This window comes from Bartonella eidoli (assembly GCF_036576145.1).
In the GTDB taxonomy this organism is placed as follows: Bacteria; Pseudomonadota; Alphaproteobacteria; order Rhizobiales; family Rhizobiaceae; genus Bartonella.
Map to the genome: position 1 here is coordinate 342805 of NZ_JBAFWX010000001.1, position 26977 is coordinate 369781.

The following is a 26977-nucleotide window of genomic DNA, read 5'->3' on the forward strand; positions in this document are numbered from 1 at the left end:
ATGCATAATTCGAAAACAAAATCTATTTCTATGTCTTCCATTTCTGATGAAAATGCAGAAATTGTATCAGGAAAAAACTCGTCTGTTGAAATTGCTAAAATATTTACTTATCCAGAAGTATGGAAAAAGGCATTTGCTTTTGGACAAAATGTACGTTTCACGCGAACACCAGAAGTTGAGATTCTACGTCGTCGCATAGAAACAGATCCAATTTTTGCGGAACAGTTTAAAATTTCTGCTGAGAAAAAGCAGAAAAAGCTTACGGAAATTCCGTGTCATAGCAAAAAAACAGTAAATCCGCAGTTAACTGAAAGCGGAGTTGATTCTCTATCCCTTAAAGATAAAAAGCTATTTTGTGATTTAACAGTTCTGGGACAGTCATCACAACAAAATCTTGATATTCAGATTGAAGAAAATGCAGAAAAGTATAAGTTACGAGTAGAGAATACGAATACGGTGTCTTCAAAAAAGCTTACTTTTTACCTTTCTGATAATGTATTTTTTGAATGTGAGCCCTTTATATTAGAACAGGTCGATACTAAAATTTTCAAAAAAGATACAACATCTGTTGAGCGTAAAGATGATGATGTGATACACGGTACTGTTTCTGCTTTTGATGAGTCAATCACCGCTTTTTATCGTGTTCTTGAATACCGCTTTCCCAAATTATATGATTCAATTAAATCAGAATCTTCAACTGAGGATATTCAAGGCATTAGGGAAACCCCCAATTTAAGATGTGCAAATAGTGAAACGAACACTGTTGAAAAAACTCAAATATTTAATTCTGATCCTGCTCTTGAAAAGACTACTAATGCACGCAACGATGTAAAGGCTACCACAATAACCAAAAAACTTAATAGTGTTACTGATCGTACAGAAGAAGATATTGAAAAAGGTCCAGAAAGTTTTTCTATACCGGGAGAAAAAAGAAAAATATTAAGCACCTCTAGTGCGTTGTTAAGGAATCCTAATTCCAATTTTATGCCAAATTGTCAACCTGTTGATTGTACTAATTATAAACTTCCTTCGATCAATTTATTGCAAGATCCTATTTTTCATGATGGTACAATTATTACGCAAGAAGCATTGGAGCGTAGTGCAGGACTTTTGGAAAGTGTTTTGGAGGATTTTGGAATTAAAGGTGAAATTATCCACGTTCATCCAGGGCCAGTGGTAACGATGTACGAATTTGAGCCTGCTGCCGGAGTAAAGTCATCGAGGGTCATTGGTCTTTCTGATGATATTGCTCGTTCTATGTCTGCTATTTCCACACGTGTTGCTGTGATACCGGGACGCAATGTTATTGGTATTGAATTGCCAAATGCAGTTCGTGAAACGGTTTATTTACGCGAATTAATTCAATCAAATTCTTTTCGGGAAAGTCAATTTAAACTAGCTCTTGCTTTGGGAAAAGGAATTAATGGTAAACCTGTAATTGCAGAATTAGCTAAAATGCCTCATTTATTGGTTGCAGGAACAACAGGGTCAGGAAAATCTGTTGCGATTAATACAATGATTTTATCGATTCTTTATCGAATGACACCGAAACAGTGCCGTTTCATTATGGTTGATCCCAAAATGTTAGAGCTGTCTGTTTATGATGGTATTCCACATCTATTAACTCCTGTGGTGACTGATCCTAAGAAGGCTGTAACAGCTTTAAAATGGGCGGTTCGTGAAATGGAAGATCGTTACCGAAAAATGGCTAAATTAGGTGTGCGTAATATTGATAGTTTTAATGTAAGAGTTGCATTAGCAGCACAAAAAGGTGAAACAATCATGTGCACTGTGCAGTCAGGTTTTGATAAGGAAAGCGGGAAAATGCTTTATCATGAAGAAGCAATGGATTTGACACAGCTTCCTTATATTATTGTTATTGTTGATGAAATGGCTGATCTTATGATGGTGGCCGGTAAGGAAATAGAGAATGCTATTCAACGTTTAGCTCAAATGGCACGCGCTGCAGGTATTCATCTTATTATGGCAACACAGCGTCCTTCTGTTGATGTCATTACAGGCACAATTAAGGCAAATTTTCCTACACGCATTTCTTTCCAAGTGACGTCAAAAATTGATAGTCGTACAATCTTAGGAGAACAGGGCGCTGAAACACTTTTAGGTCAAGGGGATATGTTACATATGGCAGGTGGTGGGCGTATTGTGCGTGTTCATGGACCTTTTGTTTCTGATGAAGAAGTTGAATCGATAGTTGCACATCTTAAAGTACAAGGGAAACCCGATTATTTAGCAAAAGTAACAGATAGTGAAGAGGATGCTGAAGATACAGATTGTTCTGATTCAATTGAAAAAGTTGCTGCTGCAGAAAATATAGGTGATGATGGTGATAAACTTTATCTGCAAGCTGTTAAGATTGTCATGCGTGATAAAAAATGTTCGACATCTTATATTCAACGTCGACTTTCAATCGGCTACAATAAAGCAGCTTCGATAGTGGAACGAATGGAAGAAAAAGGCATTGTTGGAGCAGCCAATCATGTTGGTAAACGTGAAATTCTAATCAATGAATATAATGGGAAGCAAGATAGTTTTACGGACTCATAACGGAGATATTTAAAAACTGGAAATATTAAATGGAAATAGATTGGGAGAAAATATCTTTCATTAAATGCTGGTGAATAGTACTGAGTACAAAGGATGATTGAGATGTCTTTGGCGTTTTAAAATTATCTGAAATATAAAGGAATTTAACAAAGCTATATGAATAAAACAAATGGCTGATGTTTTTTGAGCTTTTTAGTTTTAAAGGTGAACGATATTCATTTCTTAGCGATTTTACTATTAAGCTTTTCTATTTTTGACATTGAGTAAACAGTTCAATAGCATGTTGATGGTTCTTTTAAATAGCTTACTATTGAATTATTTGCTTTGCCGGTTTTTGATGCTAAAAATAGATCTACAATTTTCATAGTTGGTATTTAAAAAATGCAAGAAAAAAGTGATGAAGAGCCAGGTACAAAAATATCAGGCCTTTCAGAGGTAGAGCGTGCAGCTTTTGGTGAAATTGCAGAACGGTTACGTGGTGAATTGCATTCATCTTTAGGCTCCGAGCATTTATCTGAAAAAATGGCGATTGAAATGCCATTTGCTCGAACATTGCCTGTAAATGTGATAAAACAAATCCTTATAAAAGAACCAGCAGTGGTTTTATCACTATTGGATACAGTTACTGATGGTATTTTGTGGCTGGATGGACAGGGATGTATTCAATCAGTTAGTAGTGCAGCTTTGGCATTAACTGGCTATGAAATAAACGAATTATTGGCAAAGTCGTTATCATCATTATTTACTTTGCAAAGTCGTTCTTCGGTGGAAAAATATTTTAAGTTAATTCGTTTGAAAGAAAAAGGTCGGGCTTTAAATAATGGTGAAACAGTTGATTTAGTAACAAAAAGTCATAAAAATATAACAATCTTTATGATCATCATACCTTTGGTGCGACAAGATAATTATGCTGTGATTTTACGTGATATGACAAAAGTGGTTCTATCTTTAGATAAAAAGGATGAAGAAAATAAAACTGCTGGAATTGTCCATGAAATGCGGACACCTTTGAATGCTCTCATCGGTTTTGCGGAAATCATGATAGAGGGTCGCTTTGGTTCTATAGATAATGAGCGTTATCGTGGATATTTACGTGATATTATTTCATCTGGAAAACATATATTATCGTTAGTTAATCAATTATTAGAGTGCTCGAAAGAAAATCATTTTAATTCAGGGAATAAGATTAATAGGTCTCTTATGGCTGAAGCATTTGATGTGGTATCTTGTTTGCGTGCAAGCATAGCTTTTCTTGAAACGCAGGCTAATCATAATGGTATTATTATGCGAATTGTTGCACCGGTTCATGTGCCGTTTATTTGTGTGTCGCAACAGATATTTCGTCAAATTATATGGAATCTGCTCTCTAATGCTATCCGTTTTACACCATCTGGTGGGCAAATTGTTGTTCACGTTTCTTATGTAAAAAAAGAGCGGGTAAAAATTTCTGTGAGCGATAACGGTATAGGGATGAACGATGAAGAAATTGTTCAGGCTATACAGCCTTATGGTCAAGTAGAGCGCAAAGATGGTCGATCTGGTGATAGCGCTTTTGTTGGCACTGGCTTAGGTTTGCCTATGTGTAAGGCAATGGTAGAAAAGAGCGGTGGCCAATTTATGCTATTTTCAAAGCCTAATCATGGAACAACAGTAGAAATGTTTTTTCCTATATTGCATGAAAAGGTTCATAGATAAATTATTCCGTTTTGTTGAGAATAAACTTCTCATTTTTTGTAGGATTTATTTTTCTCAAGATGTTTTGGAAGTTTCTCTTTTTTCTTGTTTCTGATCCCAGCTTTCTATTGCACTCAATTTCATTGACCTTTTACTTGCAGTTTGGGTAATTATGTCAGAAAAATCAATTTTATCTGTGATACATAATAATATTATTGACAGTCTAATAGTATTGATAAAACTATTGAAAATGTTTTACAATTATGGCAGATGCTTTTTACACTGATTGCAAGATCATTCATATTTTCTTTTATGGCAAATGCTTTGAATAGCATGCTTCCATATTTACCCATATAAATACGGATGAGTTTTATTCTTTCTTTTAATAAAAAGAAGAGGGCAGAAAAGCTCTTTTATTTGCAAGATTAATTTTACAAATATAAAAAATTGTTATGAAGAATATATTAGAGTACCTTAATAAACAAACCGGTTGATTATAGGGCTCAGGTTAACGAAGATTTTTTTGAAAAGCGTATTCTCTTCCCTTAACTAGAAAAGAATTGCGTTTAATTTTCGGTTTTTACTGTTTTGGGGATTTTAAAAATAAAATCTTTTTATAGCATAAGTTCTATTTTTTGAATGTTCATAAATATGAACATAAATGATGACCATGGATTGTAAATTTTTTAGTATTCATTAAGAGGAGCCTCCAATTTTGTTCATTATATTTATTATGTTTATTTGTGATTTTGTATATTAAATGGTTTGTATGAGATGCAATAGGTTATGTTTAGTTGTGGAGAAGGATTGATGAGTTTTTTTCGTTGTATTGGTCGTTCTGCTTTATTTATGTTAGATCCAGAATATGCACACCGTTTAGCGATTATCAGTCTGAAAAGTGGATTAAAAAGTTGCCAAAAGGTTGTTGATAGACGTTTGTGTGTGACTGTTGCAGGTCTTGCATTTGAGAATTTCATTGGTCTTGCTGCGGGTTTTGATAAAAATGCAGAGGTGGTGGATGCTGTTTTTCGTTTAGGGTTTGGTTTTACTGAAGTTGGTACAGTTACACCCAAACCTCAGGCGGGAAATTCTAAACCACGGCTTTTTCGTTTGAGAGAAGATGAAGCTATCATTAATAGGATGGGCTTTAATAATGAAGGTCACCAGATTGTCTACAGCAGGATTTGTGTTTGTAAAAGGCCCGGCATTATAGGAATTAATATTGGCGCAAATAAAGATACAGTTGATAAAATTAATGATTATATCACGGGCATTTCTTGTTTTTATGATGTTGCTGATTATTTTACGGTTAATATTTCTTCGCCTAATACGCCTGGTTTACGAAATTTACAGGTTCGTGAAAATTTACATCTTTTGATTAATGCTATTTCAAAAATGCGCAGTGAACAGAAAAAGAAGCATGGATTCTCCATTCCAATTTTTTTAAAAATTGCGCCTGATTTATCAGAGGAAGAACTAAATGATATAGCTGAAGAAATAAAACTTTCTGATTTTGAAGGTGTAATTATTTCCAATACCACTCTTTCACGTCAGGGGTTGACGGATAATATATTAAGCAGTGAAGAGGGAGGACTCTCTGGGCGTCCATTATTTGAGAGCTCTACTATTGTGCTTGCCAAAATGCGTCAAAAATTAGGTAAAGATATTGCAATTATAGGTGTTGGTGGTGTAAAAGATGCAAAAACAGCTTTAGAAAAAATTAAAGCGGGTGCAGACTTAATTCAATTGTATAGCGGGATGGTTTATGAAGGACCAGATATTGCTACCACTATTTTGAAAGAGATTTTGCAACTTATGCAACAGGATGGTATTGATAATATAAAAAATTACCGTGATCAACATGTTGAATATTGGGCAGAGCGCGCATTGCGTTTATGATAAAATTAGTTTTTTTAATAAAAAAATGTGAGATTTCTTTTAGGGGGCTTGCAAACTTTTCTGATCTTCCTTATGTCAGACTAAGAGGAAGTGAGTGTTTACTAAATAGTAAATACTGAGTAAGATGTTTATTTATGCGGTTGTAGCTCAGTTGGTTAGAGCGCTGGTTTGTGGCACCAGAGGTCGTAGGTTCAAATCCCACCAACCGTACCAGTCTTCACTATGTTAGATATGATAAGCAACTTATAATGATTGTGATGCATATTTTACTTTGATAGGAGCTGTAGTGCTCTTAAAATGAGATTGATACATTTTTGTATAGTATTTATATGCAATTAGAGTAATGCTATAATAGCCAATATTGATTTTTGATTGTTATATTCTAACTGTAACAAATAGTAAAAAAATGAAAAGCAAAGATTTTGGGACTGTTGCTGATTTTTTCAAAAATTTACGTGGTGTGGACAGTTGGGAGCAAGCTTCTCAATGGCTCACCTTTCGGAATATCGAAAATATTGAATGTATTACACCTGACCAAGCGGGTGTGGCACGTGGCAAGGTTATGCTATCTAAAAAGTTCATATCAGAAACATTATTAGCGTTGCCTTCAGCTGTTTTTATGACAACAATTTCAGGAGAGTATCCCGAAGATGGTCGTGGTTTTGAATATCCTAAAACAGATGGTGATTTACACCTTGACCCTGATCTTTCTACATTAAGCATTATCCCTTGGGAAGATAATCCTACTGCACAGGTGATTTGTGATCTTGTATATCAGAATGGACAAGTCGTGGATTATACGCCACGAAATGTTTTACGAAGAGTGATTGGTTTCTACACTCAAATAGGATTAGCACCAATTGTTTCACCAGAAATTGAGTTTTATTTGGTAGAAAAGAATCCTGACCCGGATTATCCTTTAGTTCCTCCAGTTGGTCGTTCTGGTCGTTCAATTGGTAGGGGACAGGGCTATTCGATGGCTGGAGTGAATGAATTTAATGATCTAATTGATGATATTTATTACTTTTCAGAAGCACAAGGATTGGAAATTGATACGCTTATTCATGAGGAGGGAACCGGACAATTTGAAATTAATCTACATCATGGAAATCCGGTTGAATTAGCTGATCAAGTTTTTATGTTAAAACGAACAATTCGTGAAGCGGCATTTAAGCATGATATGTACGCAACTTTTATGGCTAAGCCTATTCAAGGGCAACCAGGATCTGCTATGCATATCCACCAATCAGTTGTTGATAAAAAGACGGGCGTTAATATTTTTACGGAGAAGGATGGCAAGGAAAGTGTTTTTTTTCGTCATTTTATAGGTGGATTACAAAAGCATATGCCTGGAGTTCTCGTGATGCTTGCTCCTTATGTGAACTCTTATCGCCGTCTTATGCCTAATGCTTCTGCTCCTGTTAATTTGCGATGGGGGTATGATAATCGTACTACTGCTTTTCGTATTCCACGTTCTGCTCCACAGGAACGGCATGTTGAAAATAGAATTCCTTCATCAGATGCTAATCCTTATTTAGCATTTGCAGCTTCTTTGACTTGTGGTTTCATTGGTTTGCAAAAAAAGATTGAACCAGATGAGCCAGCAGTAGATAATGTGAATGCCGATAATATCGAATTACCGCGAGGACTTATTGAGGCTGTGAATTTATTTGAACAAGATACGGCTGTACGTGCTATTTTAGGGGATGTATTTGTAAACACTTACGCTGCAATTAAACGACAAGAGTTTGAAACTTTTATGGAAGTAATTAGTCCATGGGAGCGTGAGTATCTTTTGCTTAATGTTTAATCTTTATCATAATGATTGATTATAATCCAATTTCTTTAGGAATTTCTTGGTATGAAGATACTTTAAAGGAACGTCCTTCTTATCCATTTTTAGGTGAACAGATACAGTGCGATGTGGCCATAGTAGGAGGTGGGTTCACAGGGCTTTCAGCTGCGTACCATTTAGCTAAGGCAGGAGTTAACGTTGTTTTGCTTGAAGCTGCACGTTTTGGTGATGGTGCTTCAGGACGCAATGGTGGTCAATTAGGTACGGGCCAACGACAGTGGGTAGAAATATTAGAGAAAAATTATGGTTTTGAGCGCAGTAAAATTCTGTTTGATTTAGCTGAAGAAGCGAAAAGAGATATTTTATCTTGGTGTGCTATGCCTGATTGTGATAGCGACTTTATGGTAGGGCAGCTTTCTGTGACTCACAGGAAACGTGAAATAATATCTTATCAACGGCATGTTGAGATTATGCAGCGCTATGGTTATCATGGTCTCACTTTTATAGATAAGGATGAAACAGCCAAGCGACTTGGGTCATGTTTTTATTGCGGTGGTATTTATGATGTAGAGACTGGTCATGTAAATCCTTTAAAATTGGTTGTTTGGTTGGCAAAAAATGCAAAAAACGCTAATGCTAAGCTTTATGAAAAAACACAAGTAACTGCAATAAAGCGCAGTGGTGGCTGCTATGTCCTTATAACAGAGCGAGGTAATGTAAAGGCCAATCATATTTTATTAGCAACCAATGCTTATAGGCTTGGGCTTCAACGTTTGATTGAGAAAAATATTGTTTCTATCAACTCTTATATTGGAGCAACTGAACCATTACCGACGCAGAGTTCAATTCTTGTGGAAGGCGAATCGGTCGATGATTCTCGGTTTATGGTTCGTTATTTTCGCAAAAGTTTTGACAATCGTTTACTATTTGGTGGAGTAGAGAGTTACAATAATAAGCATCCTGTAAATTTAGATGAGAAAATAAAAAGGCAGATTTTTGAAATTTATCCTTACTTACAATCGGTCAATTTGACACATTGCTGGGGTGCAACGGTTGCTATTACGATTGAACGTATGCCTTATGTTCGACAACTTTTACCAGGGGTAACTTATTGTGGTGGTTATTCGGGGCATGGGGTTATTATGGCTCCTTTTATGGGGAAGTTATACGCTGAATGGTTTACTGGGAAGTGTGAGCGATTTAAGTCTTTTCAGGATTTAAAGATTTCATCTTTCCCAGGGGGAAGGCTTTTGCGTTATCCGCTTGTATTTTTGGCAATGTATTGGTTCTCTTTAATGGATCGCTTTTAATTGGGCATCATCTCGTATAAAAAGTTAATAGTTTGCTTAAATATTTTCTGTAATAACCAGAACTCTATAAATTGTATTAGCTCCTAATAATTGAATGAAAAGAATTGATAAGCTTATGGTTGAGAAAACGGTATCAGTTTTTTCTTTGATTTATTTTGTGTAGAGATGATAATTGGGGCGCCACATAAAATTAATATCTGCCTCATATTTTAGCGCTTTTGATAATTCATTAAGTCACTAACGGTATCATTAGATTTATATGCTCTTTTTAAATAATGAGGGATATCAAAGTAGTCTTGTTTATTATTATATTGTGATATTATTATAGAATTGGAGCAAAACAATTTAGTAAAGCAAAAGACATGGATTACCATTTTAAAATAATTGGCTACATGACATATGTGCAAAACAGTATTGATAAAAATCCAATTTTGGGCGTTGATTCCTAGACTCCTATTTTACGAGGAAATGATTCAACATTTGATAATATGACAGTTTGTTAATAACATTATGTACGAGTTCATTAAAGTATTTAAACTATATAAACTACGTTTAGCCAATGGTTGCTGAATCTTTCTAAGATTGGAAGTTTACAGTATTTATCATTGAGTGCATGGGCTAGATTGCTATGGTGCAATTTCTGTTTTAGGCTGTGGTGGAAATATCATTTTATTAATTATGCAAATGCTATACGTGTGATAAAAAACTATAATTTTGTATCATCGAGTATTTCTTGATATCAATAATATAGGAGAGTACACTGTACATAGATGATGATATAGATAATATTTGAGTATTGTATATAATTTAAATACAATTTAATAATGATATCTTGAAAAAGCCTATAGAAAAAGTGTGTAGAATTAGAAATTAGTGTTGATAATTGGCGTTTTGAACACTTACAGTTTTTCATTTATAAACTGGTTAGCGAATGTTTTTATATAGATTTTAAAAACGTTGTGGTTTTCAAGCATATTTCCCATCCTATTTTTGATATGGATTCGGTAAATTTATTATTTGTCTTCAGCTTAATAAGTGCGTAAAAAACAACAGCATAGGTTCTTATGGGGTGCATTTTGTGTATTTCGTTGACATGAATTTTATGTCTGTATTTTTTGAAAAAAGTATGTCCTATTGGCTGATAAATATTTACTAATGGATATTATTTATGGAAATGAATACTGTTTATATTCTATGAGGAAATTGGGTTTATTGGGTATCATATTGCTGTAATTCTTAACGAATAAAAAGCAGCAAAGTAGCCTGTTCATAGGTATGATACATTAGTTAATGTTTTATATGTTTTGTGGAATATGATGGAATGTATATGGAATCATTTAATTTAGAAAATAAGAATGCATGGAATTAATATCGATCGTTTAAATTTTGAGACGCCTACTGCTTTAGCTTTGGCATTAGCTGATCGGGTTGCAGCAGAGCTTAGTGTGTCTGTTCGTGAACACAGGCGAGCGGTTTTAGCTGTATCTGGTGGGAAAACACCAGAACTGTTTTTTCATTATTTGTCAAAAGCTGACATTGATTGGCAAAATATTATTATTACTTTAGTTGATGAACGTTTTGTTCCTATTGATCATGAACGCTCCAACGAATATGTTGTGCGTCGTTATTTGTTGCAAAATTTTGCGGCTAAAGCACGTTTCGTTGGTCTTTATCATAAAACAGTTACTGTTGAGCTTGCAGCTTTTTCAGCAGCGAGCCGTATCAACACTTTGCCTAGACCATTTGATGTTGTTGTTTTAGGAATGGATGTTGATGGACATACCGCCTCCTTTCTTCCTGATGCTGATCGTTTGAAGCAAGCTCTTGATCTTCGGACGCGAGCGCTTGTTTTGCCTATTCATGCAAAGAGTGCTCCTGAACCAAGGCTTACCTTAACTTTACCGATTATATTGCAAGCTCGTTATATTGTTCTCCATTTTGAAGGGTTACAGAAACGTGATTGTTTTGAAGAGGTTTGTCAGGACGGATCTGAAATGCAAATGCCTGTTCGGGCAATTTTGCGCTATGCTCATCATCTTCTTCAGGTTTATTGGTCACCTGCAGAAAATAAAATAAGTGAAATAGAGCATAATACGGGTGCTAACGCTTAGTTTTTTTGTGGCAGTAAAATGTGCAGTTACATAAAATATGAGCATTTTCTATATATTATTGGTTATCGTCATAGAAAGGTTTTACATTCATCTATTCTTTATTGTATGTTACTTTAAGAATTCAACAATAAGAAAAGCTTTCAATCTTCAATATTTTAAAGGAGAGCGTCCGGTTGAATTTTTGAGGTAGATCCAAAGGGCTATTGAGTTTAACAAGGAACATGCGTGGAAGATTGAAGAATAAAAGCACAGCACCAAGTAGACTATAGTTTAGAGACAGCTTAACTTATAATGCTTTTAGTAAGTTTTTAAGAGAGCTAGTCGTTGTTTAGAAGAAATTTAGTATATAAAATCATGTGGAATGCATTAGAAAACAAAAGAAGTTATTGAACCTTTTGAATTTAGGCAGGAAAGAAATTAAGCTATTTATAATAGTGAAATTAGTTTAGATGATTTTAAAAACTATGCTACGATAGAAACGTAACTGAGGTGCTATAATTATTCATTATCGAAGGTTAGAAAGTAAAAATGGATATTGTCAGAGCTTGATAAACTAAAGCAATTTTAGTGCCAAAATATATTATCAGCAATGAGTGTAATTATGATAAAGAATCCTTTTTGCGGCTTATATAATGTTAGAACATTTTTTTTACTGGTTGTAGGATGGGGGTGAGAGAGGTATCTTTTTTAATTCAAGTGGGTACACGTTAGCTTTTAAAAAGATGTTAAAAACTAATGTGCAAACAGTTATTAAAATTATGCTCAATATAAGTTTTATTTATTCAGTTAGTTAATCATAAAGTTAACAGAATACCTGACCAGTATAAATAAAAGCAAAAGTAATGTAATTCAAGAAAAGTTTGTAAGATATTTAAAATTTCGGGATAGGAAGATTATGTAATCTAGCGGTGGCTTTGAGCGTATTAACCATGAGCATAGCAATTGTCATTGGTCCAACCCCTCCAGGAACAGGGGTAATAGCTGTGGTTTTTTCTTTTACCTCTTCAAAGTCAACATCACCAACAAGATGTATTTTCCCTATACCTTTTTCTGGTACTGCAATGCGATTAATGCCAACATCAATAACGATGGCTCCATTTTTAATCCAATCTTTTTTAATCATGTGAGGACGGCCAACAGCTGCTACTAAAATATCAGCGCTGCGACATACATCATCGATATCTCGGGTACGGCTATGGGCAACTGTTACAGTAGCATTGGCTGCTGTTAAGAGGGTTGCCATAGGCTTGCCAACAATATTAGACCGTCCAACAACGACAGCATCAAGACCAGATAAATCGTGCCCACATTGCTGTTTAATCATCATCATTATACCCGCTGGAGTGCAGGGAATAATAGCATCTTCTAGAGCATTTGCAGAAAGTTTTCCTATATTGATATAATGAAAACCATCAATATCTTTTTGGAAGGAAATAGCTTGTGTTACGCGATTTGTATTGATATGCTCAGGTAAGGGAATTTGCACTAAAATACCATGGATTTTAGAATCAGCATTTAATCTTGCAATTAATTGAAGAAGTTCTTCTTCTTGTACATCCTTGGGAAGGACGTGCTTGATGGATAAAAAACCACATTCTTCAGCTTTTTTACTTTTTGATGCGACATATACTTGACTTGCGGGATTATCTCCGACAATTATAACGGCGATACCAGGTTGTATCTCGTAGTGTGTGCGGAGTTTTATTGTTTCAGCTTTAACTTTCACAATGATCTCTTCAGCAAGCTTTTTTCCGTCGATAATATTATTCATAAGAGGCTATCCCTTTCGATAGGATTGTTTGTTTTTTTGAGCATTTTCTGACCATACAATAGAGCATTGTAGCAATATTAATGTGAAAAGTGATGAAGGTAGTTTTATATCTTTTAAATTTTAGGAAGACTTTAAAATAGTTGTTTTGTGAAGAAGCAGCAATATTGTTGTCTAAATAAACTTTGGATAAGAACAAGAATAATTCAGTTATTAAATTTAAATTCTCGTTTAGTTCGTTATAAAAGAAAAAATTATGTACTTCGAGGTAATAAAGTTTTTGAGCTTTGATTTCATTACAGTTATTTTGTTGTTTTGAGTTAGTGTTTTCTCTTTACTCTATTTTTATTTATAGATGTGATTCGTGTTAGTTCGGTGCAGGATTTGATTGTGTCGGTAAGTTATAATGTACAATTACATAATTCATTATGGTTAAGTTTTTTCTTAAATGTGAGATGGGTGAGCGCTGAAATATGTTTTCTAACCGGCTGTTAAGATATAATTTAAATGATTTGCAAGCAAGAGTTGTGGAGAATAAGTAGTTTTTCTTAGTCAATAACGGTTGTTTTATTAACGGTTTTAAATTGATAGGATATTCAAACAAGATTTTTATATAATACGATGATGTGGTAGAATCGGTGATGCGTACAGTGAATAGAGGCCTGTTCATTGAAGAGAAGGTTGCAGCTGTTACTGTTCATAATTGGTGGAGTGTATTTACAATGAAGCCACAATGAAAACAATAGATGTAGAGATACTAATTGTTCTGCGAGTAGTTTTGTTATGGGCCATTTGCTTTTTCTTAAATCTGCAAGGCAATATCATTGCAATTTGGGGGATAAAAGAGATGTTTATATAAATTGATTTTTATTTTGTAGTGTTAGAGAAGATCAAATTTTAAAAAAATGCTACATTAATGCAAGTCTTAAAGATATTTAAGAGTGCATTTATTTAATTTGAGAGGAGATACCATATCCATCTTTTATAACGATGTATTTTCCACCCGCTCCAACTGAACCAATTCCTACAGAAACCGCAATAAAAGCTAAGATAATAGTAATAGTGACAATTGTGGCCTTTTTAGCAGACATATTCTTTCCAATCATGTGATCAATGACTATAGGCAATGTAAAATTGTGTTTATTATGAATTTATATGGGGGTAGAACTGTTTAATATTTTCTTCGTTCCGTTATTATTTTATAAAGATAAAGAATTTCTATAGTTTTTATGTACTATCATGCTCTAGATACAACTTTTTCTTTATTTTTAAAAGGTTATAGTTAATTAAGGCACAGTTTTTATGCGCATAAATTATAAGCTTAAAAGGTTGTTTATTAAACAGCCACTGTTTTTGGATAAAGAAATCAAGATAGAAGGGGCACAAGCTTCTTATCTCGTACGTGTTTTACGTATGCAAGAAGGAGATGAAATTTTACTTTTCAATGGACAAGATGGAGAGTGGCTTGCTAAACTCATCGTTGTTAAGAAAAAGTTTGTTGTAGTTCAACTTATTTGTCAAGAAAGATTACAAACGGCATATTCAGATATCATTTATTGTTTTGCACCACTTAAGAGCGCTCGTTTGGATTATATGGTACAAAAAGCTGTGGAAATGGGTGTCTCGGTGTTACAACCTGTTGTAACGCATCATACGCAAGTTACGCGTATTAATATGGATAGAATGAAGGCTAATGTTGTTGAGGCTTCTGAACAGTGTGGTATTTTGTCTTTGCCTGAATGTATTGCTTCCGTGTCTTTAGTAGAGCTTTTAGCGCGTTGGGATAAAAGGAGGACTTTATTTTTTTGTGATGAAGGACACAAATCATACAATCCATTGCCTGTTTTAAAAAAGCATGAAGTTTCTGCGTTGGGGATTTTAATTGGACCAGAGGGTGGATTTAGTGAAGAAGAGCGTGATCTCTTAAAAAAATATTCTTTTGTGATTCCAATATCATTAGGTCCACGTGTTTTACGTGCTGATACTGCGGCTGTTGCTGCCTTAGCTCTTCTTAATGCTATTGGGGGGAATTGGGTTAATTGACTGAGAAGTTTATAAAGTCATTTTAAATGATTCATTAAAATAATAGAACTAATGATAGGATCAGATAAGTTATGGCACTTGATATAACAGATGAAAGTGAAATTTATAATTTAGATTCCTTGGTTAGCTATTTCCAAGGGGGGTGTAAAGGAAAAAATGATTGGCGTATTGGTACAGAGCATGAGAAGATCCCATTTTATAAAGATGGTTTTCATCCTGTTCCTTATGAGGGAACAAAAGGAATCCGCGCACTTTTAGAGGGAATGCAAGAAGCTTTAAAGTGGGAACCTGTTTTAGATAAAGGGAATATTATTGGGCTTGTAGGATCAGTTGATCAAGGCGCTATTTCTTTGGAGCCTGGAGGACAATTTGAATTATCTGGTGCACCGTTGAAAACGGTTGGCCAGACTTATAATGAGCTTATGGAGCATTTGGCTCTTCTTAATAAAATTTCATATCCATTAGGCATTAGTTTCCTTGGTATAGGTGTTAGTCCAAAGTGGACATTAGCAGAAACACCACGAATGCCTAAATCACGTTATCAGATTATGGCTGATTATATGCCGAAAGTTGGCAGCAATGGTATTGATATGATGTATCGGACATCAACTACTCAGGTTAATCTTGATTTTTCATCTGAAGCTGATATGCGACGAAAAATGCAAGTATCAATGAAGTTACAGCCACTTGTGACAGCATTGTTTGCTAATTCGCCTTTTGCTGAAGGGCGTCCAAATGGTTTTTTATCTTGGCGTTCTGAAATTTGGTGCAATACTGATAATCAGAGGTGTGGGATACTTCCTTTTACATTTTCTGAGCATTTTGGCTTTTTAGATTATGTTGAGTGGGCACTAGATGTGCCAATGTATTTCGTTGTGCGCGATAGTCAATATTACGATTGTACGAACATAACTTTCAGACAGTTTATGAATGGAGCATTGAAAGGAAAGGTTAAAAATTCAGTCCCCAATATGGGGGATTGGGTTAATCATCTATCAACGTTGTTTCCTGAAGTACGCTTAAAGCGATTTTTAGAAATGAGAGGCGCTGATTGTGGTTCTTGGAAGCATATATGCGCATTATCAGCTTTTTGGGTAGGACTTTTGTATGATAGTGAAGCACTGGATGAAGCAGAGACTTTGACAAAAGATTGGTGTTTAGAAGAAGTTTTAGATCTGCGTGAAAGTGTTTCTAAAGAAGGTTTAAAAGCGTCTTTTCGTCAAACCACTATCTTAGAATTAGCGCGTCAGGCTGTTTCTATTGCGTACAAAGGCTTAAAAAACCGTAAACAATATGATGATGATGGTTTTGATGAAACAAAATTTTTAATTCCTTTACAAGAGATAGTTGCAGTAGGACAAACAAATGCTGATAAACTTTTGGCTAATTATCATTCTATTTGGAATCAGTCTGTAGAACCAGTTTTTTTAGAAAATACTTTTTAGAATTCTATATGGGGAAAATTCCTCTTAGTTTATAAAAGTAGGGGGAATTATACCTTCTATTCCAGAATATTATGATAGAAGTCTATGAACTAAGTTAAATGTCAGAGGAAATGATATTCCAAGGTTTGCATCTGTAAAGAAGAAACTGCCTTAAGCTGGTACTAACAAATCAAGAGTTTTAGTTATATAAAAAAAGGTTACTGGTTAGCTTTCTAAGGTTCTGAATATACAGTCATCAAAAAGGATTTTAAAAGAAGGTTGTAGTAAGGTCTTAAACAATTTGGTGTTTGATAAGTACAGTGGGTTTAGGTGCAAGTACGCTATTGTTTTTAGCATTTTATATTTTGCAGGTGGAATGCCCAATTTTTACTTAATCATAAAATGTGGTCCTTCTTAATTTTTATTTGTATATTCTTTTCAGTTTAAATATCGATAAAACTAATAACGAGTCGCACGCAGTAAAAAGTTAACTGTTTTTACTTCTTAGTTATAATGCATTACTAGGCTTTATAGATCAGTCATAGAGCTTAATAATTTTGTTGAAACAAGTTGTGATAATTCTGAATATACTAAAATTTAATAGGCAGATTGGGACACATTATAATAATCTTAATTTTAACTATATGTAAGAGATTTATTTAGTGTATATGAATAAGCTAATAGAAAAAATTCGGATACGATATAATTTTTTATTCGTTATATTTTCTGGTTTAGCTCAACAAAGGTCGTATCATGAAAGGCAATAAAATACGCATGTATTAAAAATTAAATCATTATATTGAGAAAACTATGATACATGCGCAATTGGTAGCTTTCAAGATATCTTTTAATTGCATTTTTATTGAAAACTAATACATGTGTACTACAACTTAAAACAATGCGCATTGAGAATGGTATCTATTTAGGAGCTAGCTATATTTAAGATAAATACTATCTTAGCAAACTATTTTGCAACATATGCTACGCACATTAAAACCTGCTCCCTCATTTAAAGTAAACACACTACTCCATTGAGGTTAAAAAATACTTAAGTTAGAATTTAAAAATAATCGAGTTAATTTCTAATCTTCCTGATTTTCCCAAAGTATCCAAAGCTTTAAGATTAACTTAGACAAAATGAGAAAACACATCTACCATTTCCTTTCAATCAGTGACAATTTAAACCTATACTGACTCTCTAACAGCATATAAAGGAATATATTATCTTATACCACTAACCCGCCCATTTCCTACAAGGCCCTCTCTTTGCGCACGCTTACGCGCCAATTTACGCGTACGGCGAATGGCTTCAGCCTTTTCACGTGCACGCCTCTCGGAGGGTTTCTCATAGTATCCACGCATTTTCATTTCACGAAAAATGCCCTCACGCTGCATTTTTTTCTTCAGCGCACGCAGCGCTTGATCAACATTATTATCACGAACAAGTACTTGCACAGTCCATCCTGCTTTATTTCAATCTATCAATAATGGGCAAAAATCAATCTTCATTAAAAGATATCCAAGTAGTGCATAGCACATAAATGAAGTGTTTGTCTATATCATTTTAAAAAACCCTATTTTTTTCATTTATGATTTTTCGTCATCTATAACGAATTTAGGAATATAAGTTTATAAAAGACCTTGAATTTCGTTATTTTTGTCAAGATGTATTGTTTCGGCGATCGGATTACGTGGTAAGCCAGGCATCGTCATGATATCTCCGCAAATAACAATGATAAAACCAGCACCTGCCGAGAGACGAACTTCTCGTATTGGAATTTCGAAATCAACAGGGGCGCCATATTTTGTAAGGTCTGTAGAAAAAGAATAGGGTGTTTTTGCCATGCAAATAGGGTATGTCCCATAGCCTTCTTTTTCCCAGTATTCAAGTTGTTTGAGAATACGGCTTGGAATTATGGCGCTACGTCCACCATATAGATTTTTTATAATACAGTTAATTTTTTGCGTGAGTGGTAGATCATCTTGATACAAGACTTTAAAATGAGCATCATTTTTTTCAATTAAGCCAATAACCTCTTGTGCAAGATTTATAGCCCTCTTTCCCCCGTGTTTCCAATGTTAACATAAAACGGCTTTGTGTCCAGTTGTTGCTACTATTCTTTGCAATGTGTCTATTTCAGCATTACTATCAGTATCAAAATGGTTGATGGCAACAATACAAGGGATACCGTATAATTCCATATTTTTGATATGCCGTAAAAGATTATCTGCTCCCTTTTGTAAAGCGGTGATATTTTCTACTGTCAGGTTATTTATGTCCACGCCCCCATTCATTTTTAATGCGCGAATTGTGGCTACAATTACCGTAGCATCTGGGACAATATTCGCTTGTCGGCACTTAATATCAAAAAATTTTTCTGCTCCAAGATCGGCGCCAAATTCTGCTTCTGTAATAACATAATCCGCAAGTTTTAAAGCAGCTTTTGTTGCAATTACTGAACTGCAGCCATGAGCAATGTTAGCAAAAGGGCAGCCATGGACAAAAACGGGGTTATTTTCAATGGTCTGCACAAAATTAGGTTGTATAGCATCTTTAAGAAGAGCTGTCATCACGCCTTCAGCATTCAGGTCAGAAGCTGTAATAGGTGTTTTATCATAGCGATAGGCAACAATAATTTTTTTTAGTCTTTGCCTTAGATCTTCTACATCATTGGCAAGACAAAAAATTGCCATAATTTCTGATGCGACAGTAATATCAAAGCCGGTTTGACGTGGAAAGCCGTTGGTTATTCCCCCTAATGAAATAACAATATCACGCAATGCTCGATCATTGATATCAAGAACTCTTTTCCAAACAATTCGGCGTGGATCAATATTTAAATTGTTTCCCCAATAGAGATGATTATCTATCATTGCAGTGAGAAGATTATGAGCAGTGGTAATAGCATGCAAATCGCCTGTAAAATGTAAATTAAGGTCATCTCTCGGTATAATTTGAGCATAACCACCGCCTGTAGCGCCCCCTTTCATGTCAAAACAAGGGCCCAAAGATGGCTCTCTTAAAGCTGCTATTGTTTTTTTTTCCAATCAGATTGAAGGCATCATTAAGCCCAATTGTTGTTGTTTTTCCTTCTCCAGCAGGTGTTGGATTGATCGCGGTGATGAGGATAAGTTTCCCATTCAGATTGTTACTGAGAGATTTTATGTATGCAGAGGAAATTTTAGCTTTATCATATCCGTAAAGAATAAGATTTTCATGTGCGATACCAATTTTTTCTGCAACTTCAGTAATATGTTTTTTATGTGCGGCGTGGGCAATTTCAGTATCTGTTTTGGACGTAGGAGAGTTCTTTAATTTAGTTTTTATTGATGTTAGATTGTTTATATAATTGTATATATAGAGAAAGAAGTAAAAGTTTTGTAATACATAAAACAGGTAGCTAAATACCACTAAAGGTTTGCTATACAGCGCTGGGTGAAGAGCAAGGCGAGTTACTGACAAGAAGAATTCATCATTATAGGATATTCAGTAAAGTAAATAGATAGGTGACAAGTTGAAGAATCAAAGTACTAAAATATGAAAAATGCCAAATAGTTTCAATTTATTTCAACAAACTCTATTCAGTATGTAAAGAGAATCACGAAAAAAGAAAGCATCTAAAGTAAAGGGAAAGGGTGGCGCACCCGAAGAGATTCGAACTCCTGACCCCCAGATTCGTAGTCTGGTGCTCTATCCAGCTGAGCTACGGGTGCACACATTTAAATTTTAATCTTCTTATATAAGACTAAAGGTTTCCTAATCGTTTCATTTTAGAATTGCAAGTGAAACTTGACAGAAATAAAAATTTTATCCATTTATGCATTATATCTTTTTAAAATTACATTATATCTTCGGATTTAATAAGTTTTTTATGTGCGTTTAATGGTATATTAACAATGTTTTATACTAGGGCGCACAAAATTATAGTTAGATTGACAGCATAGCAATGGATAGGCTATGTTCTCTGGCCGGCTTAAGTTAGGATACTTGCCTGTAGATTCCGGTTCTTGTGTCGAACTCGGTTATTTTGTTGAGGGGCTTTTCAAAAAAATTACATATGATTCCAAAGCAGGGGTATAGTATATGGGGTTGTTAAGAAAAATCATTCCATTAGTGTTTTTAGCCATTGTTTTGACTGCTACTTATTTTTGGTCAAAACACGGTTCAAAACAATCTATTACTAAAGTAAAAAATATACCGAGTGCAACATCAAAGGCATCGAGAGGGATGCCGCCAGCGCATGTTGTTGTTAATCCTGTTAAAATTCGACGTTTTTATAAACAGTTTATTGCTATCGGTAATGGACGAGCTATTGCAGCAGCAGATTTAACTCCTTGGTCAGGGGGCGTTATTGATAAAATTTATGTATCTGCAGGAGAAAAAGTACAAGCAGGAGATTTGATTGTAAAGCTTGACTCTAAAAGAGAAGAAATCGCTGTCGCAAGGGCAAAGGTGCAGCGTGACAATAGTGAATTGGCCCTTTCACGAACTCTTAAATTGCGCGCTACTAATACAGCAACAGAGGTTCAGGAAATTGCTGCACGGTTAGATTTAGATAATGCGAATTTAGCTCTACGTGATGCTGATTTAGCTCTTGATAGGCGAACAATTCGTGCCCCAATTAATGGGGTTGTTGGTATTTTCCCTACTGATATAGGAAATACGGTTACTCTGAATACTGTGATAGGTCGTATTGAAAATAGGGAGCGTGTTTTGGTTGATGTGTGGGTCCCTGAGCGGTACGTACCTCACCTTCATAAAGGAGATGAAGTCGTTGCGAATCTAATAGCGCGGCCAGACAAAACTTTCGTAGGTCATGTTTACGCTCTTGATAATAAAATTGATGAAGACAGTCGTACACTTCATGTTCAAGTTGAAATTGAAAATGAGAAGGATATGCTTATGTCCGGTATGTCTTTTTCCATTCAATTTAGTTTTTTTAATGGTCTTTTTCCAGTTGTAGATCCTCTTGCAGTTCAGTGGAACAGTAGAGGATCTTTTGTTTGGCGTGTAAAAGATGGAAAGGTAGGGTACGTTCCAGTATCAATTATTCAACATAAAGAAGATCAAGTCTTTGTAAAAGCTTCTCTCGAGGAGGGGGATCAAATTATCATTCAGGGCGTTCAAATGCTTTATCCAGGTAGAAGCGCTATTATTGATGATGCAGAGGCTCATCAAAAAAAACTATCAACAGTTGACGGGCAGGATGCATAAATGAGCCAAGAATCTGAAATAACACAGCCTTTGGAAAAGCCAGAGCAAGGCGGTATTATAGCACTCTTTATTCGCAGGCCAGTTTTTACTTTTGTGCTAAATGCTATGATTATGATTGCAGGATTTGCTGCGTGGACAGGTGTTGATATACGTGAATTGCCAGATGTAGATATCCCAGTAATGACGGTTGTAACAAATTTTCATGGTGCATCAGCTGAAACGATTGATCGTGAAATTACAAAGACTATAGAGGATGCAGTTTCGCGCGTTTCAGGAGTTAAAACGATATCTTCAACATCTTCTTTTGGTCGTTCTCGTATTGAAATTAAGTTTAATGTTGGTGTCGATTTAAATGTTGCTTCTTCTGATATTCGTGATGCCATCTCTCGTATTACAAGTTCTTTGCCTAAAGATTCGGATTCTCCTCAGATTATTAAAGCAGATTCTAATGCTGCTGCAGTTATGTATTTAGTTGTGAATTCACAAACAATGAGTATTGATGATTTAACAACGATTGTAGATGACCAAATTGTTGATTTAATTTCTGCGGTTGATGGTGTTGGTGATGTAAAAGTCGATAATGCTCGCAAAAAAATTTTTCAGATTGATATTGATCAAGAAAAGCTTGCTAGTTACGGATTAACCGTAGCAGACGTTGCGCGTGTTCTTTCTGATATGTCTGTAGATGCGCCTGTGGGGTCATTGCGTAATTCTAAAGAAGCATTAATTGTGCGTGTTACTGCTCGATTGACAACGCCAGAGGCGTTCGAACAAGTTTTACTAAAACCTCACGTAAAGATTGGTGATATTGCACATGTTACTTTATCTCCTGATATAGAAACAGTTATTCTTCGTGTTAATGGAGAAACAGGTATTGGATTAGGTATTGTGCGTAAAGCACAATCTAATACCCTTGATATTTCTAAGGGTGTTAGAGAAGTTCTTTCTCACTTAAAAACAACTTTGCCTCCTTCTGTGTCTGTTAATATTATTAGTGATGATGCCATTTTTATTAAGGGTGCTCTTCATGAAGTAGAGTCTGCATTGGCCATTGCAGTGCTCAGTGTTATTGTGGTTATTTTCCTTTTTCTTCGGGATATGCGTATAATGCTTATTCCTGCAATATCTATACCGGTGGCTTTAGTTGGAACAATTGCTGCGATTTATCTTGCAGGTTTTTCTTTGAATATTCTCACTTTTTTAGGGCTTGTTTTGGCAACAGGTCTTGTTGTCGATGATGCAATTGTTGTTCTTGAAAATATTATACGACGGCGCAATATGGGGCTTGGTTCTTTATCATCCTCTGTTTTGGGAACAAAAGAAGTATTTTTTGCTGTTTTAGCGACCACATTGACTTTAGTAGCTGTTTTTATACCTATTTCTTTTCTTCCAGGGCAAATTGGAAGACTTTTTAGAGAGTTTGGTTTTGTTTTAGCGATTTCTGTTTTACTTTCTTCGGTTGTTGCTTTGACACTTTGTCCTATGCTTGCTTCACGTTTGCTTAAAGAACATGTTACGGATAATGAAAAAGATGCTCGTTATTTTATGTTTTTAAATAAGTTAGGTACTTTTTTTAGTGAACATTATGCTCGTAATTTACATAGGTGTTTAGAACATCCGTGGATTGTTGTTTTTGTTTCATTTGTCTTTTTAGGTGTTTGCTTTGGAGGCTATATGAAACTACAACATGAGTTAACACCGGAAGAAGATAGGGCTGCTGTTTTATTAGTTGTTAATGGGCCTCAGGGAATTTCAACGCAATATTTAAATGAACAGGTAAAACAAATTGAAGAAAGCTTACAACCATTGCGCGATGCTGGTGAAGTTGTCAATAGCTATTCTATTGCTGGGATGGGTGGTGCATCTAATAGAGCTTTCCTTATTTTATTGCTTTCATCTTGGGAAAAACGTTCGCGTAACCAACAAGAAATTGTGAAAGATATTAATGAAAAAGTGAGGAAATTTTCGTCAGTTCTTGTATTTGTTGCACAAGGAAACTCTTTAGGCGTCCGAGGAACTGGTCAGGGATTACAGTTTGCAGTTCTTGGAGATAATTATGAAAAGTTACAGTCAGTTGCTGGAAAGCTTGTAAGTGCTTTACAAGTTGATAAGCATTTTGTACGTCCACGACTTACTGTGGATGCGACACAAGCACAATTTTTTATTGACATTGATCGAGAAAAAGCTTCTGACTTGGGAATTGATGTTACTAATTTGGCTAATACATTGCAGGCAATGTTAGATGGAAAAAAAGTTGGCTCCATTTATGTGGATAATCATTCCTACGATGTAAAACTTATATCACGTAAAAATTCCATCCATGATCCTGCAGATTTAGAAAATATTGTTTTAAAGACAAAAGATAATCGATACGTTCCCTTATCAGTTATAGCAGATATGCAAGAAAAAGCGACTACACCTCAATTAAAACGAGAGGAACGTATGAGTGCTGTTGTTATAAGCGCAAATCTTGCTCCAGGTGTTGCGTTAGGAAGTGGTTACCGTATTATGCAGGATATTGCAGCTCCCTTATTACCAGAGGATAATTATATTGTTCCTTTGGGAGAAGCTGCAACGCTTGGTGAAACATCTTCCAATTTAGCAATTGTTTTTGGAATTGCTTTTATAATCATTTTATTAGTTTTAGCTGCACAGTTTGAAAGTTTTATTTCTGGATTTATTATTATGGCTACTGTGCCATTGGGTCTTGGTTGTGCAGTGATTGCTATGCTTTTAAGCGGTACTAGTCTTAATATTTACAGTCAAATTGGTTTGATTCTGTTAATTGGTGTTATGGCCAAAAATGGGATTTTAATTGTTGAGTTTGCAGATCAGTTGCGCGATCGGGGTAAAAGTATACGTGAAGCTATAGAGGAAGCAGCAAATATTCGTCTTCGTCCAGTTTGCATGACAATGATTTGTGCTATTTTAGGGGGAATACCTTTGATTTTAGCGAAAGGGGCTGGTGCTGAAGCGCGGATAGCATTGGGTTGGGTTATTGTTGGTGGCTTAGGGTTAGCGACTATTTGTACGCTTTACGTTACACCGGTCGTTTATCTCTTTTTGGGACGTTTTGTGACACCAAAAGCAGAAGAGGCTGCACGCTTAACAAAAGAGCTAAGCCAAGTTGAATGATATTATTTGAGAATAATGGCCAGATGATTTTTTATAAGGCGTTATCTTAACCTTTTTGCGCGCTAACCTATCGCTGTATGAGCAATAAGAATTAGTGGGTAATAGAGGGGCGTTTTTTAGCTTACTATCATTGATGTTTAATTCTATTGGTGACGACCATAGGAGATACAATTTATGATCCGCAATGAGAAAATCTTTGAGGACGTTTTAAGAGCTTTAAAAAAACATGCTGTGAGAGATAAGGCTCATGATATTCGTCAACATTTTGCAAAAGATGAACAGCGTTTTGCTAATTTTTCCTTAAGACTTGATGATCTCCTTTTTGATTTTTCAAAATGTGGTATAGTGCCTCGTACATTAGATCTTTTAGATAATTTAGCTGTTGCGGCAGATGTATTAGGTCGGCGTGAAGCGATGTTTTCGGGTGAACTCATTAATGCGACTGAAAATCGTTCGGTTCTCCATACTGCTTTGCGTTTACCTCCTAATGAAGTTTTTATTTTAAATAAACGAAACGTTGTTCAGGATATTCAAGCTGTTTTTGCTCATATGGAAAATTTTTCTGAAATAGTTCGCAGCGGTACTTATAGAGGAAGCAGCGGTAAGAGGATAACTGATGTTGTGAATATTGGTATCGGAGGTTCTGACCTTGGTCCTGCAATGGTTACGAATGCTTTAAGACCTTATCATGATGGTCCACGTTGTCACTTTGTTTCTAATATAGATAGCGCACATATTGCCGATATTCTTGTTGATTTAAATCCAGAAACGACTCTGTTCATTATTGCTTCTAAAACTTTTACGACAACTGAAACAATGGAAAATGCCCGTGTAGCACGTCAATGGATTAGCTTACATATAAAGGAAGAGGCAGTCAGGAAACATTTCGTTGCTGTTTCAAGTGCAATCGATAAAGCGATAGATTTTGGTATAGATTCTTCAAAAATTTTTGAATTTTGGGATTGGGTAGGGGGGCGCCATTCAATTTGGTCTGCGGTAGGCTTGATTGTTATGTTGGCGATAGGAGCTAAAGGCTTTCGTCAATTTCTTGAAGGAGCTCAACGAATGGATCAACATTTTAAATATGCACCTTTGCGAGAGAATATTCCTATTCGATTTGCTCTTTTAGGGTTTTGGCACCGTGTCATTTGTGGTTATTCGTCGCGCGCTATCATTCCTTATGCACAGCGCTTAGCCCATCTTCCAGCTTATTTACAGCAGCTTGATATGGAATCAAATGGAAAGGACGTTTCTTTAGATGGTCGTCCCATAACTCTTTCTAGCGGTCCGATTACTTGGGGAGGATCAGGGACAAATGGACAGCATACTTTTTTTCAGCTTCTGCATCAAGGAACAGATGTTATTCCGGTAGAGTTTATTTTATTTGTAAACAGTCATGAATCTCATTTATATCACATGCATGATATGTTGGTAGCTAATTGTTTAGCGCAGTCAGAAGCTTTGATGAAAGGTCGTAGTCTTGAAGATGCTCGATGCGCCATTGTCAACGGTGAAACCTATGATAGTGAGATAGATAAATTTGCAATTCATAAAAGTTGTACAGGGAATCGACCAAGTATTATGTTAATTCAAGATTTGCTGACTCCTTATACGCTTGGTCGTTTAATTGCACTTTATGAGCATCGCGTTTTTGTTGAAGGCGTTTTGATGAATATTAATTCGTTTGATCAATGGGGTGTCGAATTAGGAAAAGAACTCGCTAATGAGTTATTTCCTATTATTTGTGGAAAAAATAAAGCTTATAATCGTGATAGCTCTACATTGGGGCTCTTAGATCATATTCAAGAGAGACGTTATTTTAGTAAAGAAATTTAAATGCTATTTCATTTAATGATGTGGCGGAGAGAGAGGGATTTGAACCCCCGATAGAGTTACCCCTATGCCGCATTTCGAGTGCGGTGCTTTCAACCACTCAGCCATCTCTCCGCAATTTTTAAAATGTAATAGAGCTTTTCCATTTTAGAAATTACTAAATCAAGAATGAAGAATAAATAACCTTCAATTTATTTTTGAACAA

At 35.3% G+C, this 26977-nt stretch carries 14 protein-coding genes, 3 tRNA genes and 1 pseudogene; 12 read left to right on the plus strand and 6 right to left on the minus strand.

Annotated elements, in window-relative coordinates; all coding sequences use genetic code 11:
• From V5N68_RS01420 to pgl, 7 genes are all read left to right on the plus strand, one after another.
• Positions 1-2565: a DNA translocase FtsK gene (locus V5N68_RS01420; RefSeq protein WP_332065400.1), complete on the plus strand. Its 2565-nt coding sequence runs from the start codon at positions 1-3 to the stop codon at positions 2563-2565.
• Positions 2566-2946: 381 nt separating this feature from the next.
• Entirely contained in the window at positions 2947-4260 is a 1314-nt protein-coding gene (locus V5N68_RS01425; protein WP_332065401.1) for a PAS domain-containing sensor histidine kinase, read from the plus strand.
• 789 nt (positions 4261-5049) lie between these two features.
• Positions 5050-6138 (plus strand): quinone-dependent dihydroorotate dehydrogenase, encoded by a 1089-nt coding sequence (locus tag V5N68_RS01430; protein ID WP_332065402.1) that lies wholly within the window; start codon positions 5050-5052, stop codon positions 6136-6138.
• Between the two features lie 136 nt (positions 6139-6274).
• Positions 6275-6351 (plus strand) — tRNA-His (locus V5N68_RS01435).
• Positions 6352-6544: 193 nt separating this feature from the next.
• Positions 6545-7948, plus strand: coding sequence for a glutamine synthetase family protein (locus V5N68_RS01440; RefSeq protein WP_332065403.1), 1404 nt, complete (start codon positions 6545-6547; stop codon positions 7946-7948).
• 11 nt (positions 7949-7959) lie between these two features.
• Complete coding sequence (locus tag V5N68_RS01445) at positions 7960-9243, plus strand: NAD(P)/FAD-dependent oxidoreductase (protein WP_332065404.1); 1284 nt, start codon at positions 7960-7962, stop codon at positions 9241-9243.
• Between the two features lie 1355 nt (positions 9244-10598).
• Positions 10599-11354: a 6-phosphogluconolactonase gene (pgl, locus tag V5N68_RS01450; RefSeq protein ID WP_332065405.1), complete on the plus strand. Its 756-nt coding sequence runs from the start codon at positions 10599-10601 to the stop codon at positions 11352-11354.
• An 871-nt stretch (positions 11355-12225) separates the two neighbouring features.
• Here pgl and folD read toward each other — a convergent pair.
• Together folD and V5N68_RS01460 are read right to left on the minus strand one after the other, a co-directional pair.
• Entirely contained in the window at positions 12226-13125 is a 900-nt protein-coding gene (gene folD, locus V5N68_RS01455) for a bifunctional methylenetetrahydrofolate dehydrogenase/methenyltetrahydrofolate cyclohydrolase FolD (RefSeq protein WP_332065406.1), read from the minus strand.
• A gap of 944 nt (positions 13126-14069) precedes the next feature.
• Positions 14070-14213: a hypothetical protein gene (locus tag V5N68_RS01460; protein WP_332065407.1), complete on the minus strand. Its 144-nt coding sequence runs from the start codon at positions 14211-14213 to the stop codon at positions 14070-14072.
• Positions 14214-14424: 211 nt separating this feature from the next.
• Between V5N68_RS01460 and V5N68_RS01465 the strand changes: the two genes are divergently transcribed.
• Positions 14425-15165, plus strand: a complete 741-nt coding sequence (locus V5N68_RS01465; protein WP_332065408.1) for a 16S rRNA (uracil(1498)-N(3))-methyltransferase — start codon at positions 14425-14427, stop codon at positions 15163-15165.
• A 71-nt stretch (positions 15166-15236) separates the two neighbouring features.
• Positions 15237-16610, plus strand: a complete 1374-nt coding sequence (locus V5N68_RS01470; RefSeq protein ID WP_332065409.1) for a glutamate--cysteine ligase — start codon at positions 15237-15239, stop codon at positions 16608-16610.
• Positions 16611-17810: 1200 nt separating this feature from the next.
• Here the strand turns inward: V5N68_RS01470 and rpsU are convergent.
• The 3 genes and pseudogenes from rpsU to V5N68_RS01485 form a co-directional block, all read right to left on the minus strand.
• Positions 17811-18044 carry a 30S ribosomal protein S21 gene (gene rpsU, locus V5N68_RS01475; RefSeq protein ID WP_332065410.1) on the minus strand — a complete coding sequence of 78 codons (234 nt, stop codon included), beginning with the start codon at positions 18042-18044 and terminating at the stop codon, positions 17811-17813.
• A gap of 174 nt (positions 18045-18218) precedes the next feature.
• Positions 18219-19917 (minus strand): annotated as a pseudogene (locus V5N68_RS01480) (formate--tetrahydrofolate ligase).
• A gap of 309 nt (positions 19918-20226) precedes the next feature.
• Positions 20227-20303 (minus strand) — tRNA-Arg (locus V5N68_RS01485).
• A 370-nt stretch (positions 20304-20673) separates the two neighbouring features.
• On the opposite strand from V5N68_RS01485, the gene V5N68_RS01490 reads away from it, so the two are divergent.
• The 3 genes from V5N68_RS01490 to pgi all read left to right on the plus strand — a co-directional run bounded on the left by V5N68_RS01490 (position 20674) and on the right by pgi (position 26775).
• Positions 20674-21804, plus strand: coding sequence for an efflux RND transporter periplasmic adaptor subunit (locus V5N68_RS01490; protein ID WP_332065411.1), 1131 nt, complete (start codon positions 20674-20676; stop codon positions 21802-21804).
• Positions 21805-24939, plus strand: a complete 3135-nt coding sequence (locus tag V5N68_RS01495) for an efflux RND transporter permease subunit (RefSeq protein WP_332065412.1) — start codon at positions 21805-21807, stop codon at positions 24937-24939.
• A 174-nt stretch (positions 24940-25113) separates the two neighbouring features.
• Positions 25114-26775 (plus strand): glucose-6-phosphate isomerase, encoded by a 1662-nt coding sequence (pgi, locus tag V5N68_RS01500; protein WP_332065413.1) that lies wholly within the window; start codon positions 25114-25116, stop codon positions 26773-26775.
• Between the two features lie 21 nt (positions 26776-26796).
• Here pgi and V5N68_RS01505 read toward each other — a convergent pair.
• Positions 26797-26886 (minus strand) — tRNA-Ser (locus tag V5N68_RS01505).
• Positions 26887-26977 lie beyond the last annotated feature (91 nt).

Bases quoted from the DNA above. Each gene is read 5' to 3' on its own strand.
- V5N68_RS01440 (WP_332065403.1), top strand. From the start codon at position 6,545: ATGAAAAGCAAAGATTTTGGGACTGTTGCTGATTTTTTCAAAAATTTA.
- pgi (WP_332065413.1), top strand. From the start codon at position 25,114: ATGATCCGCAATGAGAAAATCTTTGAGGACGTTTTAAGAGCTTTAAAA.
- V5N68_RS01470 (WP_332065409.1), top strand. From the start codon at position 15,237: ATGGCACTTGATATAACAGATGAAAGTGAAATTTATAATTTAGATTCC.
- V5N68_RS01430 (WP_332065402.1), top strand. From the start codon at position 5,050: ATGAGTTTTTTTCGTTGTATTGGTCGTTCTGCTTTATTTATGTTAGAT.
- V5N68_RS01465 (WP_332065408.1), top strand. From the start codon at position 14,425: ATGCGCATAAATTATAAGCTTAAAAGGTTGTTTATTAAACAGCCACTG.
- V5N68_RS01445 (WP_332065404.1), top strand. From the start codon at position 7,960: ATGATTGATTATAATCCAATTTCTTTAGGAATTTCTTGGTATGAAGAT.
- pgl (WP_332065405.1), top strand. From the start codon at position 10,599: ATGCATGGAATTAATATCGATCGTTTAAATTTTGAGACGCCTACTGCT.
- V5N68_RS01425 (WP_332065401.1), top strand. From the start codon at position 2,947: ATGCAAGAAAAAAGTGATGAAGAGCCAGGTACAAAAATATCAGGCCTT.
- V5N68_RS01460 (WP_332065407.1), bottom strand. From the start codon at position 14,213: ATGTCTGCTAAAAAGGCCACAATTGTCACTATTACTATTATCTTAGCT.
- V5N68_RS01490 (WP_332065411.1), top strand. From the start codon at position 20,674: ATGGGGTTGTTAAGAAAAATCATTCCATTAGTGTTTTTAGCCATTGTT.
- V5N68_RS01495 (WP_332065412.1), top strand. From the start codon at position 21,805: ATGAGCCAAGAATCTGAAATAACACAGCCTTTGGAAAAGCCAGAGCAA.
- folD (WP_332065406.1), bottom strand. From the start codon at position 13,125: ATGAATAATATTATCGACGGAAAAAAGCTTGCTGAAGAGATCATTGTG.
- V5N68_RS01420 (WP_332065400.1), top strand. From the start codon at position 1: ATGCATAATTCGAAAACAAAATCTATTTCTATGTCTTCCATTTCTGAT.